The organism is Pseudomonas sp. FSL R10-1339 (assembly GCF_009600545.1).
GTDB lineage: Bacteria > Pseudomonadota > Gammaproteobacteria > Pseudomonadales > Pseudomonadaceae > Aquipseudomonas > Aquipseudomonas bubulae.
Map to the genome: position 1 here is coordinate 1 of NZ_WIVQ01000114.1, position 13988 is coordinate 13988.

Annotated in this window: 13 protein-coding genes and 1 pseudogene; 12 read left to right on the forward strand and 2 right to left on the reverse strand. The window is 59.3% G+C overall.

All coding sequences use genetic code 11. The features are described 5' to 3' along the window. The 7 genes and pseudogenes from GHO03_RS21605 to GHO03_RS21635 form a co-directional block, all read left to right on the forward strand. Positions 1-376: pseudogene (locus tag GHO03_RS21605) on the forward strand (aspartate aminotransferase family protein); the annotation flags it as partial. A gap of 223 nt (positions 377-599) precedes the next feature. Then, complete coding sequence (locus GHO03_RS21610; RefSeq protein WP_094999416.1) at positions 600-1148, forward strand: tetratricopeptide repeat protein; 549 nt, start codon at positions 600-602, stop codon at positions 1146-1148. 799 nt (positions 1149-1947) lie between these two features. Further along, positions 1948-4002 carry an FAD-dependent oxidoreductase gene (locus GHO03_RS21615; RefSeq protein WP_372241775.1) on the forward strand — a complete coding sequence of 685 codons (2055 nt, stop codon included), beginning with the start codon at positions 1948-1950 and terminating at the stop codon, positions 4000-4002. Positions 4003-4088: 86 nt separating this feature from the next. Then, a complete protein-coding gene (locus tag GHO03_RS21620) occupies positions 4089-4886 on the forward strand; it encodes a transporter substrate-binding domain-containing protein (protein ID WP_094999418.1) in 798 nt (265 codons plus the stop codon). Then, positions 4883-5575 (forward strand): ABC transporter permease, encoded by a 693-nt coding sequence (locus GHO03_RS21625; protein WP_095019043.1) that lies wholly within the window; start codon positions 4883-4885, stop codon positions 5573-5575. Before GHO03_RS21620 ends, GHO03_RS21625 begins: the two co-directional genes overlap by 4 nt. After that, positions 5572-6282 carry an ABC transporter permease gene (locus tag GHO03_RS21630; RefSeq protein WP_094999420.1) on the forward strand — a complete coding sequence of 237 codons (711 nt, stop codon included), beginning with the start codon at positions 5572-5574 and terminating at the stop codon, positions 6280-6282. The genes GHO03_RS21625 and GHO03_RS21630 overlap by 4 nt, the downstream gene beginning before the upstream one ends. A 10-nt stretch (positions 6283-6292) precedes the next feature. Beyond that, positions 6293-7411, forward strand: coding sequence for a succinylglutamate desuccinylase/aspartoacylase family protein (locus tag GHO03_RS21635; protein WP_095023451.1), 1119 nt, complete (start codon positions 6293-6295; stop codon positions 7409-7411). 35 nt (positions 7412-7446) lie between these two features. Here the strand turns inward: GHO03_RS21635 and GHO03_RS21640 are convergent, their stop codons facing one another. Next, the gene (locus GHO03_RS21640; protein ID WP_016779282.1) at positions 7447-7773 is read right to left on the reverse strand and encodes a DUF1820 family protein; all 327 of its coding nucleotides are present in this window, start codon (positions 7771-7773) and stop codon (positions 7447-7449) included. Positions 7774-7905: 132 nt separating this feature from the next. On the opposite strand from GHO03_RS21640, the gene miaB reads away from it, so the two are divergent. The 5 genes from miaB to lnt all read left to right on the forward strand — a co-directional run bounded on the left by miaB (position 7906) and on the right by lnt (position 13325). Continuing rightward, a complete protein-coding gene (miaB, locus tag GHO03_RS21645; RefSeq protein WP_094999422.1) occupies positions 7906-9234 on the forward strand; it encodes a tRNA (N6-isopentenyl adenosine(37)-C2)-methylthiotransferase MiaB in 1329 nt (442 codons plus the stop codon). Positions 9235-9428: 194 nt separating this feature from the next. Next, positions 9429-10448, forward strand: coding sequence for a PhoH family protein (locus tag GHO03_RS21650; protein ID WP_094999423.1), 1020 nt, complete (start codon positions 9429-9431; stop codon positions 10446-10448). Further along, a complete protein-coding gene (gene ybeY / locus GHO03_RS21655) occupies positions 10441-10902 on the forward strand; it encodes an rRNA maturation RNase YbeY (RefSeq protein WP_016779278.1) in 462 nt (153 codons plus the stop codon). Before GHO03_RS21650 ends, ybeY begins: the two co-directional genes overlap by 8 nt. Positions 10903-10940: 38 nt before the next feature. Then, entirely contained in the window at positions 10941-11780 is an 840-nt protein-coding gene (locus tag GHO03_RS21660) for an HlyC/CorC family transporter (protein WP_016779277.1), read from the forward strand. 21 nt (positions 11781-11801) lie between these two features. Then, a complete protein-coding gene (gene lnt / locus GHO03_RS21665) occupies positions 11802-13325 on the forward strand; it encodes an apolipoprotein N-acyltransferase (RefSeq protein WP_094999424.1) in 1524 nt (507 codons plus the stop codon). 147 nt (positions 13326-13472) lie between these two features. On the opposite strand, the gene GHO03_RS21670 is transcribed toward lnt, so the two are convergent. Further along, on the reverse strand, positions 13473-13988 hold a 516-nt coding region (locus GHO03_RS21670; RefSeq protein WP_153400504.1), incomplete at its 5' end, for a YdcF family protein.

A 13988-nucleotide genomic window follows, 5' to 3' on the forward strand; every position in this document is an offset into this window, starting at 1 on the left:
GGCCATGGCCGCCGGCCTGACCACTTTGCGCCTGATCAGCCGCCCGGGCTTCCACGCCGAGCTGAGCGATTACACCACCCGCCTGCTCGATGGCCTGCAACAGCGCGCCGACGCGGCCGGCATCCCCTTCGTGACCACACAGGCCGGCGGTATGTTTGGCCTGTACTTCAGCGGCGCCGATGACATTGTCACCTTTGACGACGTCATGGCCAGCGATGCCGACCTGTTCAAGCGATTCTTCCATTTGATGCTCGAAGGAGGCGTATACCTGGCACCCAGCGCCTTCGAAGCCGGTTTCACCTCGATCGCCCACGGCGAAGCCGAGTTGCAACTGACCCTGGACGCCGCAGAACGCGCATTTGCTGCACTGAAATAATCCAAGAAACGGCAAGGGCGAGCGCCCTTGCCGTTTTTTTATGCCAGTAATGAGCAGATCTTTTAGCCCACCCGTCCATAATCGTCTTAAATCAATGGATATCGCGCTCAGGCAGCAGAAAAACGAGTAAAGACTTTGTAAGGTTGCCTCTGCTTATTTCATAATGCGCGCCTATACATCCCATGATCGGGTTAACCCGTCATCCAGAGGTACGTCGATTCCCATGAACCGCACCGGCCGCGCCCTTGCACTGGGCTGCCTGTTGCTCCTACAGCCGTTGCTTGCCCAGGCAGGCGGTAACTCGTTGTTGATCCCAGCGATGGGTCGCTGCACCCTCAATACTCAGCCTGAGGACCTCGCCGAGGCGCTTGCAGCCTGTGAAGAGGCGGCCAAAGCCGGGGATGCAGAAGCCGAATACGAGTTGGGCGAGTTCTATTACGACGGTAAAAACACCCCGCAAGACTTCAACAAGGCGCTGAGCTACTTCGAAAAAGCCTCGCTGCAAGGCCACGCCATGGCCCAGTTCCAGCTCGGCACCATGTTTTTCAAAGGCGAAGGCGTGCCGGCCAACAACATTCAGGCCTATATCGTGCTGAAAATGGCTGCGGTCAACGGCGCCGAAGACGCCCTGGACACCGCCGACATGGTGGCCGAGCAAATGCCGCGCGACCAGCTCGAAACGGCTACCCAGATACTCGGACAGATCTTCCGCAAGTATTTGCAGGAGCTGCAATCTACCGACGCCCGCTCGCCGTTTTCACCATTGCCCTGATTTCAAACCCTTGCTGGTTTGCTGGCGACAACGTACCTGTGCCGGATACGCCTTTTCCTGGATGTCATCCGAATGTTCAGCGATTAAATTACCCGTCGCCCCAATGACATTGAAAGCATCACGGCCACTACAGACAAAATCGCCAGCACATACGAAATCAACGCCAGGTCACTCGCGTGCTTGTGAGCCACCAAAGTCCGCAAGAATGTTATTCCGTAATAGGGCATGACTCGACTGATGGTGAGTGGCACTAATAGAGCGACGCATGAATTTTTCATAGCGCATCACTTAACCCTGCACCGAAAACATTTTTTACCCAACTCAACTTAATGCTGCGCCTGCACAACCTCAAACGCTACGTGAAGACCAACCTCGTCTTATGCATTATGCACACGGGGTGATTCATGGGCTGAGCGCTGCAGCTTGAAGCTGTTAAATATATATCTAGGTAATTATTCTTACGCCAAATAAAGATTAACCTTACTTAAGCTTAAGTTAACTTGATTACGTTGTTTTCACCCATGATTATTATGCCCATCATTGTTCAAAGCCCTGTTTTAGAGCCTTGAACAGAATATGATGATAGGCCGCGACCCTCGATTTAACGGGTTTGACCCGTTACAAGAAACAACTCATGATTTCCTCTCGCTGCCCACGGTCTTGCGCTGCGCAGTAGCTATTGGCGTGTCATCACGCAGTTCACTCTTTAAACGTGGCAATAGTGTGCTCATTTGATTGACGCGCTGTTCTTTGTTTTTGTATCAAATGCGTCGATCTATTTGGGCACGGGGGAATACCTGTGCGTGATCCGAGATATGACATTTTGTTTGAGCCGGTCCAGATAGGGCCCGTGCGTACGCGCAATCGTTTTTACCAGGTACCGCACTGTAATGGCATGGGGCATGTACATCCTTCGGCTATGGCACGTATGCGCGCAATAAAGGCCGAGGGCGGGTGGGGTGTTGTCTGCACGGAAGAGTGCGAAATCAGCCCCTTGAGCGAATTCTCGCCTTATATCGAAGCACGCCTGTGGGACAAGCGCGACATACCGGCGCTGGCCCGCATGTGTGACGCGGTTCACCGGCACGGTAGCCTGGCGGGTGTGGAACTGGCCTTCAATGGCTATTCCGCGCCCAATCGCACCAGCCGCGAAATCCCCTGGGCCCCCTCCAATACCCCCGTGCGCGGCTACGACCCGGTGCAGGCCCGCGCCATGAGCCGCGCCGACATCAAGCAACTGCGCGAGCTGCACAGGGCTGCGGCCTTGCGTGCCCGTGATGCAGGGTTTGACATCATTTATGTATACGCTGGCCATGATCTGGGCTTGCCGTTCCACTTTCTGACGCAACGCAACAATCGCCGCACGGATGAATATGGCGGAGCGCTGTTCAATCGTGTGCGCCTGCTGCGCGAGTTGATAGAAGACACCCGGGATGCCGTCGGTGACCGCTGCGCCGTTGCCGTGCGCCTGGCCGTTGACGAGCAGCAGGGCTGCGCCGGCCTGACCCGGGACAGCGAAGGCGTCGAAGTGTTTTCCATGCTGGCCGAGCTGCCGGATCTTTGGGATATCAATGTTGCCGACTGGGCCAATGACAGCGTGACCTCGCGGTTTGCCGCAGAGGGTTATCAGGAGGCATTCCTCACCGGGCTCAAGGCCTTGACCAGCAAGCCGGTGGTGGGTGTAGGACGTTTCACCTCGCCCGATACCATGGCCTCGCTGGTGCGCCGCGGGGTGTTGGACCTGATCGGCGCGGCCCGCCCTTCTATAGCCGATCCTTTCCTGCCCAACAAAATCGACCAGGGGCGCACCGACGAAATTCGCGAGTGCATCGGCTGCAATGTTTGCGTCAGCGGCGATCACACCAGCACGCCAATGCGCTGCACACAAAATCCGACTATGGGCGAGGAATGGCGACGCGGCTGGCATCCGGAGCAGGTTCCGGTCCGGCGTGCCGAGGGGCGAGCGCTGGTAATCGGCGCAGGCCCTGCCGGTCTTGAGTGTGCCCGGGTACTCGGCGCTCGCGGCCTGGAAGTGATGCTGGCTGAAGCCACTCGCACCCTGGGCGGACGCGTGGCCAGCGAGTCCCGGCTACCGGGGCTGGCGAGCTGGTCGCGGGTGGTCGATTACAGGGTGGATGCCTTGAGCCGTCTGGGCAATGTCGAGATCTACCGTGAAAGCCGCCTTGAAGTGCAGGACGTTCTCGACATTGAAGCCAGCCACGTGTTTGTCGCCACCGGTTCGCGTTGGCGCAACGATGGCCTGGGCCGTGTGTTGCGCCACCCTCTCCCTGGGCTGGAAAACCTGCCCGTATTCACGCCGGATGATGTGATGGCAGGCGCTGTGCTGCCTTCGCCCGTGGTGGTGTTCGACGATGACCACTACTACATGGGCAGCGTACTGGCCGAGAGCCTGATTGCCCGGGGAGTCGAGGTGCTGTATGTCACCCCGGCCGCAGATGTTGCCCCCTGGACCCACAATACCCTTGAACAGCACCGGATCCAGCGCCGCTTGCTGGAACTGGATGTCACCATCATCACCTCCCATACGCTGTGCAGCCTCACGCCGTACGGTGTACAGGCAGCGTGCACCTACACCGGGCGCCCGCGTTTCATTCCTGCCGCAGGGGTGCTGCTGGTGACCTCCCGCGAGCCTGAGCAGGGTCTGTTCGACGCCCTGCAGGCCGAGTCCCGGGGTGTGCAGCAGGTGATCCAGATCGGTGATTGCCTGGCTCCGGGCACAATTGCTGCCGCGGTGTACTCCGGGCATCGCTTTGCCCGGGAGTTCGACGCCCCCCCCGGGTTGCTTCGCATGCGCCGGGAGTTGGTGGCGCTGGAAGACTGGCCGGCGCCTTGAATTCTTTCTTGAGTGGTCAACCTGTCGCCCGACGGGCAATAGCGACCCGACGGGCGGTTATTACAACAACAATAAGGAATCAACCCATGAAAAAGATACTGTGGATGCTGGCACTGCTGGTGGTGGCCGTGCTGGCGTGTGTCGTAGTCATTGCCCCGGCGCTGGCCAAGGATTACCAAGTCATACGTTTTGGCACCGACCCGACCTACCCGCCCTTTGCCTCGAAAAGTGCCGACGGCTCACTGGTGGGCTTTGAAATTGACCTGGGCAACGCCCTGTGCGAGCGCGTGCAGGCGAGCTGCAAGTGGGTCGAAATCGATTTTGACGGCATGATCCCCAGCCTCAATGCTCGCAAGATCGACGGCATTCTGGCCACTATGGCGGTGACGGCGGCGCGGCAAAGGGTCATTGATTTCTCGTCCGAGGTGATGACCACGCCCAATGCGCTGGTGTTCAAAAAAGGCGCTGGCCTGGATGCCAGCCTGCAGGCGGTAAAAGGCAAAGCCATCGGCTACCTGCAGGGCAGCACCCAGGAGGTCTATGCCAAGGCGGTGCTGGCCAAGGCCGGAGCGAAACTCGTGGCATACCCGGATCAGGATCGGGCCTACGCTGATCTGCAAGTCGGGCGACTGGACGCGGCCCTCCAGGATCTGGTTCAAGCCGAGCTGGGCTTTTTGCGCTCTCCCCAGGGCGCTGCCTTTGAGGCCGGCAAGGCGATTGAAAGCGACCTGATGCCGGGCACCAGCGCCATTGGCATCCTCAAGGGCAATCAAGCACTCAAGGCTCTGCTCGATAAAGGCCTCGCCCAACTGCATGCCGATGGCACCTACGCACGGCTGCAAAAGCAGTATTTCGGGGATCTTGTTCTGTACAGCAATAAATGAGCGGCCTTCAGGTTTACGCGCCATTGCTGGCACTGGGCACCTGGATGACGATCAAGCTGGCGCTGATATCACTGCTGCTGAGCCTGTTTCTGGGGCTGCTGGGCGCAGGAGCCAAGTTATCCACAAGCCGTGCGGCGCGATGGATGGCCCGGCTTTACACCACCCTGATCCGCGGCGTGCCCGACCTTGTGCTGATGCTGCTGATCTTCTACGGCCTGCAAACCTGGCTCGGCCAACTCACGGACAGGCTGGGCTGGGCCTATATAGAGATAGATGCCTTCACTGCCGGGGTGATGACCCTGGGCTTTATCTACGGCGCTTACTTCACCGAAACCTTGCGCGGCGCCATTCTCGCAGTGCCCTTTGGGCAGATTGAGGCTGCCAGGGCCTACGGCCTGAGCCCGATGCAGTGTTTTTGTCGTGTGCTGTTCCCGCAGATGATGCGCTTTGCGCTGCCGGGGTTGGGCAACAACTGGCTGGTGCTGCTCAAGGCAACCTCGCTGGTGTCGATCATCGGCCTGGCCGAGCTGGTAAAGGCAGCCAGCGACGCGGGAAAAAGCAGTTTTCAACTGTTTAACTTCCTGGTGCTGGCGGCAGTGATCTACCTGCTGATAGCCGTTGCCTCCAACAGCGTATTGCACAGGCTTGAGCGGCGCTTCGCCGTGGGGTTCGAGCGGGGTGCGCGATGATCGAAGTATTGCTGTCGTATTGGCAGCCTTTTTTGTATAGCGATGGCCAGCAGATCAGCGGTCTGGCCATGACCTTGTGGCTGACCACTGCTTCCATCGGCATGGGTTTTGTACTCTCGATCCCGCTGGCCATTGCCCGGGTTTCTGAAAACCGCTGGGTGCGCTGGCCGGTGCATGGCTTTACTTACCTGTTTCGCGGCACGCCGCTGTATATCCAGCTGTTGATCTGCTACTCGGGCATCTACAGCCTTGCCGCCGTTCAGTCGCAGCCGTTGCTGGGCGCATTTTTTCGCGATGCCATCAACTGCACCCTGCTGGCCTTCACCCTCAATACGTGCGCCTACACCACGGAAATCTTCGCCGGTGCGATCCGTTCAATCGCCCGGGGGGAGGTACAAGCTGCCCGGGCGTATGGCTTCAATGGCTGGAAGCTCTACCGCCGCGTCGTCATGCCCCAGGCACTGCGCCGCGCCTTGCCGGTTTACAGCAACGAAGTGATCCTGTTGCTGCACTCCACCACCCTGGCCTTCACCGCCACGGTCCCTGACATTCTCAAAGTCGCCCGGGATGCCAACGCGGCCACCCTTCAGACCTTCCCTTCGTTTGTCATCGCTGCCGGGCTGTACCTTATCGCCACCTTTGCCCTGGTGGGCCTGTTTCGCCTGGCCGAGCGGCGCTGGCTGGCATTTCTCGGCCCGCGCCGATAGGAGACCCCCCATGCACCACCAACGTCATGATGTGCTGGCCGCCGTACCGGGCACCTGTCGGCAAATCCATAGTTTTCATTACGGACCAGCGCCAGAGCACGGGAAAATCTATATCCAGGCGTCGCTGCACGCGGACGAGCTGCCGGGCATGCTGGTGATCTGGCATCTCAAGCAGCGCATGCTGGAACTCGAGCAGGCCGGCCTGTTGCGCAAGCACATAGTGCTGGTGCCCGTGGCCAACCCGGCGGGGCTGGAGCAGGTGCTGATGGACGTGCCCCAGGGGCGTTTTGATAACGAAAGCCGACAGAATTTCAACCGCTTCTTTGTGGATGTCAGTCAGGAGGTGGGCGATAGTGTCGAGGGCCAGTTGACCCAGGATCCAGAGCACAACACGCAACTGATTCGCTCAGCCTTGCGCCGTGTCCTGGTCGCCACGCAGCCGCTGACCCACGTGCAGGCCCTGCGTCAGACCCTGCAGACCCTGGCGTGCGATGCCGATATGGTCCTGGACCTGCACTGCGACTTCGAAGCCGTGCAGCACCTGTACCTGGCCCCGGCCTTCTGGCCGCAGGTAGAGCCCCTGGCCCGTTACCTGGGGGCCCGAGCCTGCTTTATGGCCACCGAGTCGGGCGGGCAGTCCTTCGATGAATGGTTCACCCTGTTCTGGGCGCAGATGCAAGCGCGCTTTGCGCCACGCTTCCCCCTGGCGTGCTGCAGCTTTGCCGTGACCGTTGAGCTGCGAGGGGTGGCGGATGTGACCCACGAACTGGCGCGTGACGATAGCCAGGCGCTGATCGACTACTTGATCCATGCGGGTGCAGTCGAAGGGCAGCCAAAAGCACTTCCGGCATTGCTCAACCCGCCGACCCCGCTAGCGGGCGTCGAGCCGTTGAACAGCCCCACGGGGGGTTTGCTGGTGTTTTATGCGCAAGTGGGTGACTACCTGCAGGCGGGGGCTGTGGTGGCAGACATCATTGACCCCATCACGGACCGTATTACTCCAGTGGTCTGTCAACGCGAAGGCTTGCTCTATGTCCGCTCATTGCGGCGCATGGCGACTGCGGGAATGACCATTGCCCATGTCGCCGGGGCGCAGGCGTATCGACAAGGGGACTTGCTGTCGCCATGAAGGGATTGCGAGCGCGGGAAGGGAAAGAAAAGCCCTTACTTGTCCGGCATCGGAAACGGAAACGGCATCACATTGCTGACACCACGGGCTTCACTGATTTTAGGCGTGCCCAGCCGCTCAACCTCATCGATACGGACAATCGAGTGCATCGGCACAAAGCTGCGCACCACACCTTCAAACTGAGCCTTGAGCTTTTCTTCGCTGGGGTCGACAACCATTTGTGTGCGCTCACCGAAGACGAATTCCTCTACTTCCAGAAACCCCCACAGATCACTTTGATAGATCTGCTTGGCGTACATTTCGAACACCTGGCCCTGGTTGAGGAAAATCACCTTGTAGATTGGAGCTTCACGTTTGGTCATGGTGGGCGGGTAAGCATCTGAAGGTAAAAAAGAGGGCGCGAACTATAGCATAGCCATCAGACGCACAACGCTAGGAAGCAACGGCTATGACCCCTATAATGTGCGGTTCTTTGAACCACTTGATGAACACCCATGGCCAAGAAGCTTTACATCGAAACCCACGGTTGCCAGATGAATGAGTACGACAGCTCGCGCATGGTCGACCTGCTGGGTGAACATCAGGCCCTGGAAGTCACAGCGCGCGCCGAAGACGCTGATGTCATCCTGCTGAATACCTGTTCAATCCGTGAACGTGCCCAGGACCGCGTGTACTCCCAACTGGGTCGCTGGCGCGAACTGAAACTGGCCAACCCCGACATGGTTATCGCCGTGGGCGGTTGCGTGGCCAGCCAGGAAGGCGCGGCGATCCGCGATCGCGCCCCGTATGTGGACGTGGTATTCGGCCCGCAAACCCTGCACCGCCTGCCGGAAATGATTGACGCCGCGCGCATCACCAAACTGCCGCAGGTTGATGTGTCATTCCCTGAAATCGAGAAATTCGATCACCTGCCAGAGCCTCGCATCGACGGCCCAAGCGCCTACGTGTCGGTCATGGAAGGTTGCAGCAAGTACTGCACGTTCTGCGTGGTGCCTTACACCCGCGGCGAAGAAGTCAGCCGGCCCTTCGATGATGTATTGGCCGAGGTGATCCACCTGGCTGAAAACGGCGTGCGTGAAGTGACCCTGCTTGGCCAGAACGTCAACGGCTATCGCGGCCTGACCGAAGGTGGCCGCCTCGCCGACCTTGCCGAGCTGATCCGTGTGGTTGCGGCGATCGACGGTATCGAGCGTATCCGCTACACCACCTCCCACCCGCTGGAGTTTTCCGACAGCCTGATCCAGGCTCACGCCGAAGTCCCGGAACTGGTCAAACACCTGCATCTTCCGGTGCAATCGGGCTCCGACCGCATTCTGTCGGCGATGAAACGCAATCACACGGCGCTGGAGTACAAGTCCAAGCTGCGCAAACTGCGCGCTGCCGTACCGGGGATCTGCATCAGCTCCGACTTTATTGTCGGCTTCCCGGGCGAAACCGAAAAAGACTTCGAACAGACCATGAAGCTGATCGAAGACGTGGGTTTCGACTTTTCCTACTCTTTTGTCTACAGCCAGCGCCCGGGCACCCCGGCAGCAGACCTGACGGACGACACCCCGGAAGAGCGCAAGAAAGAGCGTCTGAACGCGCTGCAACATCGTCTCAACCAACAGGGCTTCGAGATCAGCCGCCAGATGGTGGGCTCGACCCAGCGGATCCTGGTAACCGACTACTCGAAAAAAGACCCGGGCGAGTTGCAGGGCCGGACCGAGAACAACCGCATCGTCAACTTCCGCTGCGACAACCCGCAGTTGATCGGGCAATTCGCCGATGTGCATATTGATGCGGCCCAGCCGCACTCGTTGCGGGGCTCGCTGCTGAACTGACCACACGCCATCGTCCCTTGTGGGAGCGGGCTTGCTCGCGATGCACGCAACACGGTCCGACTGGATGAGTGCGGTGGTGCAATCGCGAGCAAACCCGCTCCCACATCAAACATTTGGTGAAGTCCTTTCACGCTTGACCTGCTAGCGTTATCCTTAATTTCATATCAATTGCCTAAGGGCGGCTAAATACGACCTTGAACGCACCCATCGAACCACATCGTTTCCTTCTCGAGCCCTTTGAGGCCCGCCGTTTCGCCAATCTGTGCGGGCAATTCGACGAGCATCTGCGCTTGATCGAGCAACGCCTGACGATCGAAATCCGCAATCGCGGTAACCAGTTCGAGCTGATCGGCGACCCGAAAATCACTTCTTCGGCAGAAAACCTGCTGCGCCGCCTGTACCGCGAAACCAAGGCCACCGAGCTTTCGCCGGACATGGTTCACCTGTTCCTGCAAGAGTCTGCGGTACAAGACCTCGCCAGCAACCCGGTGGCTGAAGCCAGTGTTTCGCTGCGCACCAAAAAGGGCATGATCCGCCCTCGCGGGATCAACCAGCAGCGTTACGTCAAAGAGATCCTGGGCAACGACATCAACTTCGGCATTGGCCCGGCGGGTACGGGTAAAACCTATCTGGCTGTGGCCTGCGCAGTTGATGCCCTGGAACGCGAGCAGATCCGCCGCATCCTGCTGGTGCGCCCGGCGGTTGAGGCCGGTGAGAAGCTCGGTTTCCTGCCGGGTGACCTGTCGCAAAAAATAGACCCGTACCTGCGCCCGCTCTACGACGCACTGTACGAAATGCTTGGTTTTGAATACGTGGCCAAGCTGATCGAGCGCCAGGTGATCGAAGTCGCGCCACTGGCCTACATGCGCGGCCGCACGCTGAACAACAGTTTCATCATTCTCGACGAAAGCCAGAACACCACGGTCGAGCAGATGAAAATGTTCCTGACCCGCATCGGCTTCGGCTCGACCGCCGTGATCACCGGTGACATCACCCAGATCGACCTGCCCAAAGGCACGAAATCGGGGCTGAACCATGTCATTGAAGTGCTCAAGGACGTGCCGGGCATCAGCTTTACCCACTTCCAGTCCAAGGACGTCGTGCGCCACCCGCTGGTGCAGCGCATCGTGGAGGCCTACGGTCGCTACGAACAGGAAGCCGCCGACAAGCTGGCCGCGCTGCCCGCTGCAAAGGATTACCGCCACGATGCTTGAGCTTGACCTGCAACTGGCGACCGACGCCAGTGCCCCCAGCGAAGCCCAGTTCCGCCAATGGTGTGAACTGGCTTTGCGCCAGCGCAGCGCCGATTCGGAAATGACCATTCGTCTGGTAGACGAACCCGAAGGTCGTGAACTGAACCACACCTGGCGCCAAAAAGACTACGCCACCAATGTGCTGTCCTTCCCCGCTGACGTGCCTGATGAGTTCCTCGATATCCCGCTATTGGGCGATCTGGTGATTTGCGTGGCCGTGGTCGAGCGCGAAGCCGCCGAACAAGGCAAAAGCCTTGAGGCCCACTGGGCCCATCTGGTGATACACGGTTGCTTGCATCTTCTGGGTTACGACCATATAGAAGACGAAGAAGCCGAAGAAATGGAAGCACTGGAACGAACGTTGCTTGCAGAACTGGGTCATCCTGACCCGTATGCAGACGACGAAACCGAATAACACCCACTGAAACTACCAAGGGATACGAGTAAATCGCTATGAGCGAAGACCGATCGAGCAACGGGCAAAAGTCATGGTTAGGTAAGCTGACCCAGGCCTTTGCCCATGAGCCGAAAAACCGCCAGGAGCTGCTTGAGCTGCTGCGCGAAGCACACCAGAACAAACTTTTGGACAGTGAAGCGCTGGCCATCGTCGAAGGTGCCATTCAAGTGGCTGACCTGCAGGTACGGGACATCATGGTTCCTCGCTCGCAGATGATCAGCATCAAGGCAACCCAGACCCCCCGCGAATTTCTCCCGGCGATCATTGACGCGGCGCACTCGCGCTACCCGGTGATCGGCGAAAGCCACGACGACGTCCTTGGCGTCCTCCTGGCCAAAGACCTGCTGCCGCTGATCCTTCAAGAGAACGGCGACAAGTACAACATCAAGGATTTGCTGCGTCCGGCGACATTTGTCCCCGAGTCCAAGCGCCTTAACGTGTTGTTGCGCGAGTTCCGCGCCAACCACAACCACATGGCCATCGTGATTGACGAATACGGCGGCGTTGCGGGTCTGGTGACGATTGAAGACGTTCTCGAGCAGATCGTTGGCGACATCGAAGACGAGCACGACGTCGAAGAAGACAGCTACATCAAGCCGTTGCCCAGCGGTGACTTCCTGATCAAGGCCCTGACCCCGATCGAGAACTTCAACGAGTTCTTCGACACCGAATTCTCCGACGACGAGTTCGACACCGTGGGCGGCCTGGTCATGAGCGCATTCGGGCACTTGCCCAAACGCAACGAAACCACTGAAATCGGCCCCTACCGCTTCCGCATCCTCAATGCTGACAGCCGCCGGATCCATCTGATTCGTCTCACGCCTATTGCCCGCTAAATCTCAATACCAAGGATTGAAATGCGCTGGATAACCTCCCCCGGCTGGCCCGGTAACTTGCTGGCCGTGGTGGCCGGCGCACTGACAACCCTGGCGTTGGCCCCCTTCGATATCTGGCCATTGGCACTGGTTGCCCTGGCCCTGTTCTATCTCGGTTTGCGCGACCTGTCGCCAAAACAGGCGCTGGGCCGAGGCTGGTGTTTCGGTTTTGGCCTGTTTGGCGCGGGCACCAGCTGGATCTACTACAGCATCCACCACTTCGGCGGCGCATCAGTACTGCTTGCCGGTTTCCTGATGTTGTTGTTCACGGCAGCCATCGCCTGGTTCTTTGCCCTGCCCGCCTGGGTGTGGGCGCGCTGGATCCGTCGCAATGAAGCGCCGTTGGCCGATACCCTGGCATTTGCCGCGCTATGGGTTGCTCAAGAGGCGTTCCGCGGCTGGTTCCTCACCGGTTTCCCATGGCTGTACTCCGGTTACAGCCAGCTGGACGGCCCTTTGGCCGGGCTCGCACCGTTGGGCGGCATGTGGCTGGTGTCTTTCACTCTGGCCCTGACCGCAGCCCTGCTGTGCAATTTGCCACGCCTGATCAAGGCCAGACGCAAGGCTTTTGTCGCCGCAGGGGTGGTCTTGCTGATCGGCCCCTGGGCCGTCGGCCAGGCCCTCAAGCACCACGCCTGGACCAGCCCTTCAGGTGACCCGCTGAGCGTGGCGGCGATCCAGGGCAATATCGAACAAAGCATGAAATGGGACCCGGCCCAGGTCAATGCACAGCTGGCCCTTTACCGTGACATGACCTTCAGTTCCAAACGTGTCGACCTGATCGTTTGGCCGGAAACCGCTGTCCCTGTCCTCAAAGAGAACGCTGAAGGCTTTTTGAGCATGATGGGCCGGTTTGCCGCCGATCGTAACTCAGCGCTGATTACCGGCGTGCCGATCCGCCAGGAAGTGCGACATGAACCGCGCTACTTCAACGGCATCACCGCTGTGGGCGAGGGCGATGGTGTTTACCTGAAACAGAAGCTGGTGCCATTTGGCGAATATGTGCCGCTGCAGGATGTACTGCGCGGCCTGATCGCATTTTTTGATCTGCCAATGTCGGACTTTGCCCGCGGCCCTGCAGATCAAGCCATGTTGCAAGCCAAGGGCTACCAGATCGCGCCGCTGATTTGCTATGAAGTGGTATACCCGGACTTCGTTGCCGGTCTTGCAGCCCAGAGCGATATCCTGCTGACCATCAGCAACGACACCTGGTTCGGCACCTCGATTGGGCCGCTGCAACACCTGCAAATGGCGCAGATGCGCGCCCTGGAAGCCGGGCGCTGGATGATTCGGGCCACCAACAATGGCGTCACGGCATTGATTAACCCGTTTGGGCAAATCACCACGCAAATTCCGCAGTTCGAGCAAGGCATCATGTACGGCGAAGTGGTGCCCATGCACAACCTCACGCCTTACCTGCAATGGCGCTCATGGCCACTGATCATCCTGTGCAGCCTGCTGATTGGCTGGGCCCTGGTCACCAGCCGGATTGCCAAGACGGTCTAGCCTTGTGCTTCTGCGTCTTCTACCCTCACCCCAACCCTCTCCCGGAGGGAGAGGGAGCTGACAGGTGGTGTTGCGTAGAGCTGCTTTTGCCTTTAATCCCCTCTCCCTCCGGGAGAGGGCCAGGGTGAGGGGCTTTTGCTTAATGGGTCAGCGATAAAACAACGGATAGGCAATCTGCCCTACCGCTTCATTGATCAATAGCCCGGACTGCCAGAACGCTTTGTACTCAGGCATCCAGCCCCCCAGCGGTCGCGCATTGTCGGCACTGAAAAAACCGACCGGCGCAGGCACCACGTCAAAACCAGCCTTTTCAAAACTCCACACCGAACGCGACATATGCCAGCCGTGCGTCACCACGACCACCCGCTTGACCCCCAGCGGCAGCAGAATGTCTGCGGTCATTTTGGCGTTTTCCCACGTTGTGCGGCTTTGCTCTTCTTTCCACCGTACTTGCACGCCGAAATCATCACGCAATGAATCCGCCATCAACTGCGCCTCACTGGGCGGCGAGCCGTAGTGCAAACCGCCAGTGGTCAACACCGGCAAGCCCGAAGCCTTCGCCAGTCGGGCGGCATAGCGCTGGCGCTCCAGACCGATGCCGGTGGGCTGATCGCTGCCCCAGGCCGGATCCCCCCGCTCACGCCCCGAGCCCAGCACCACAAT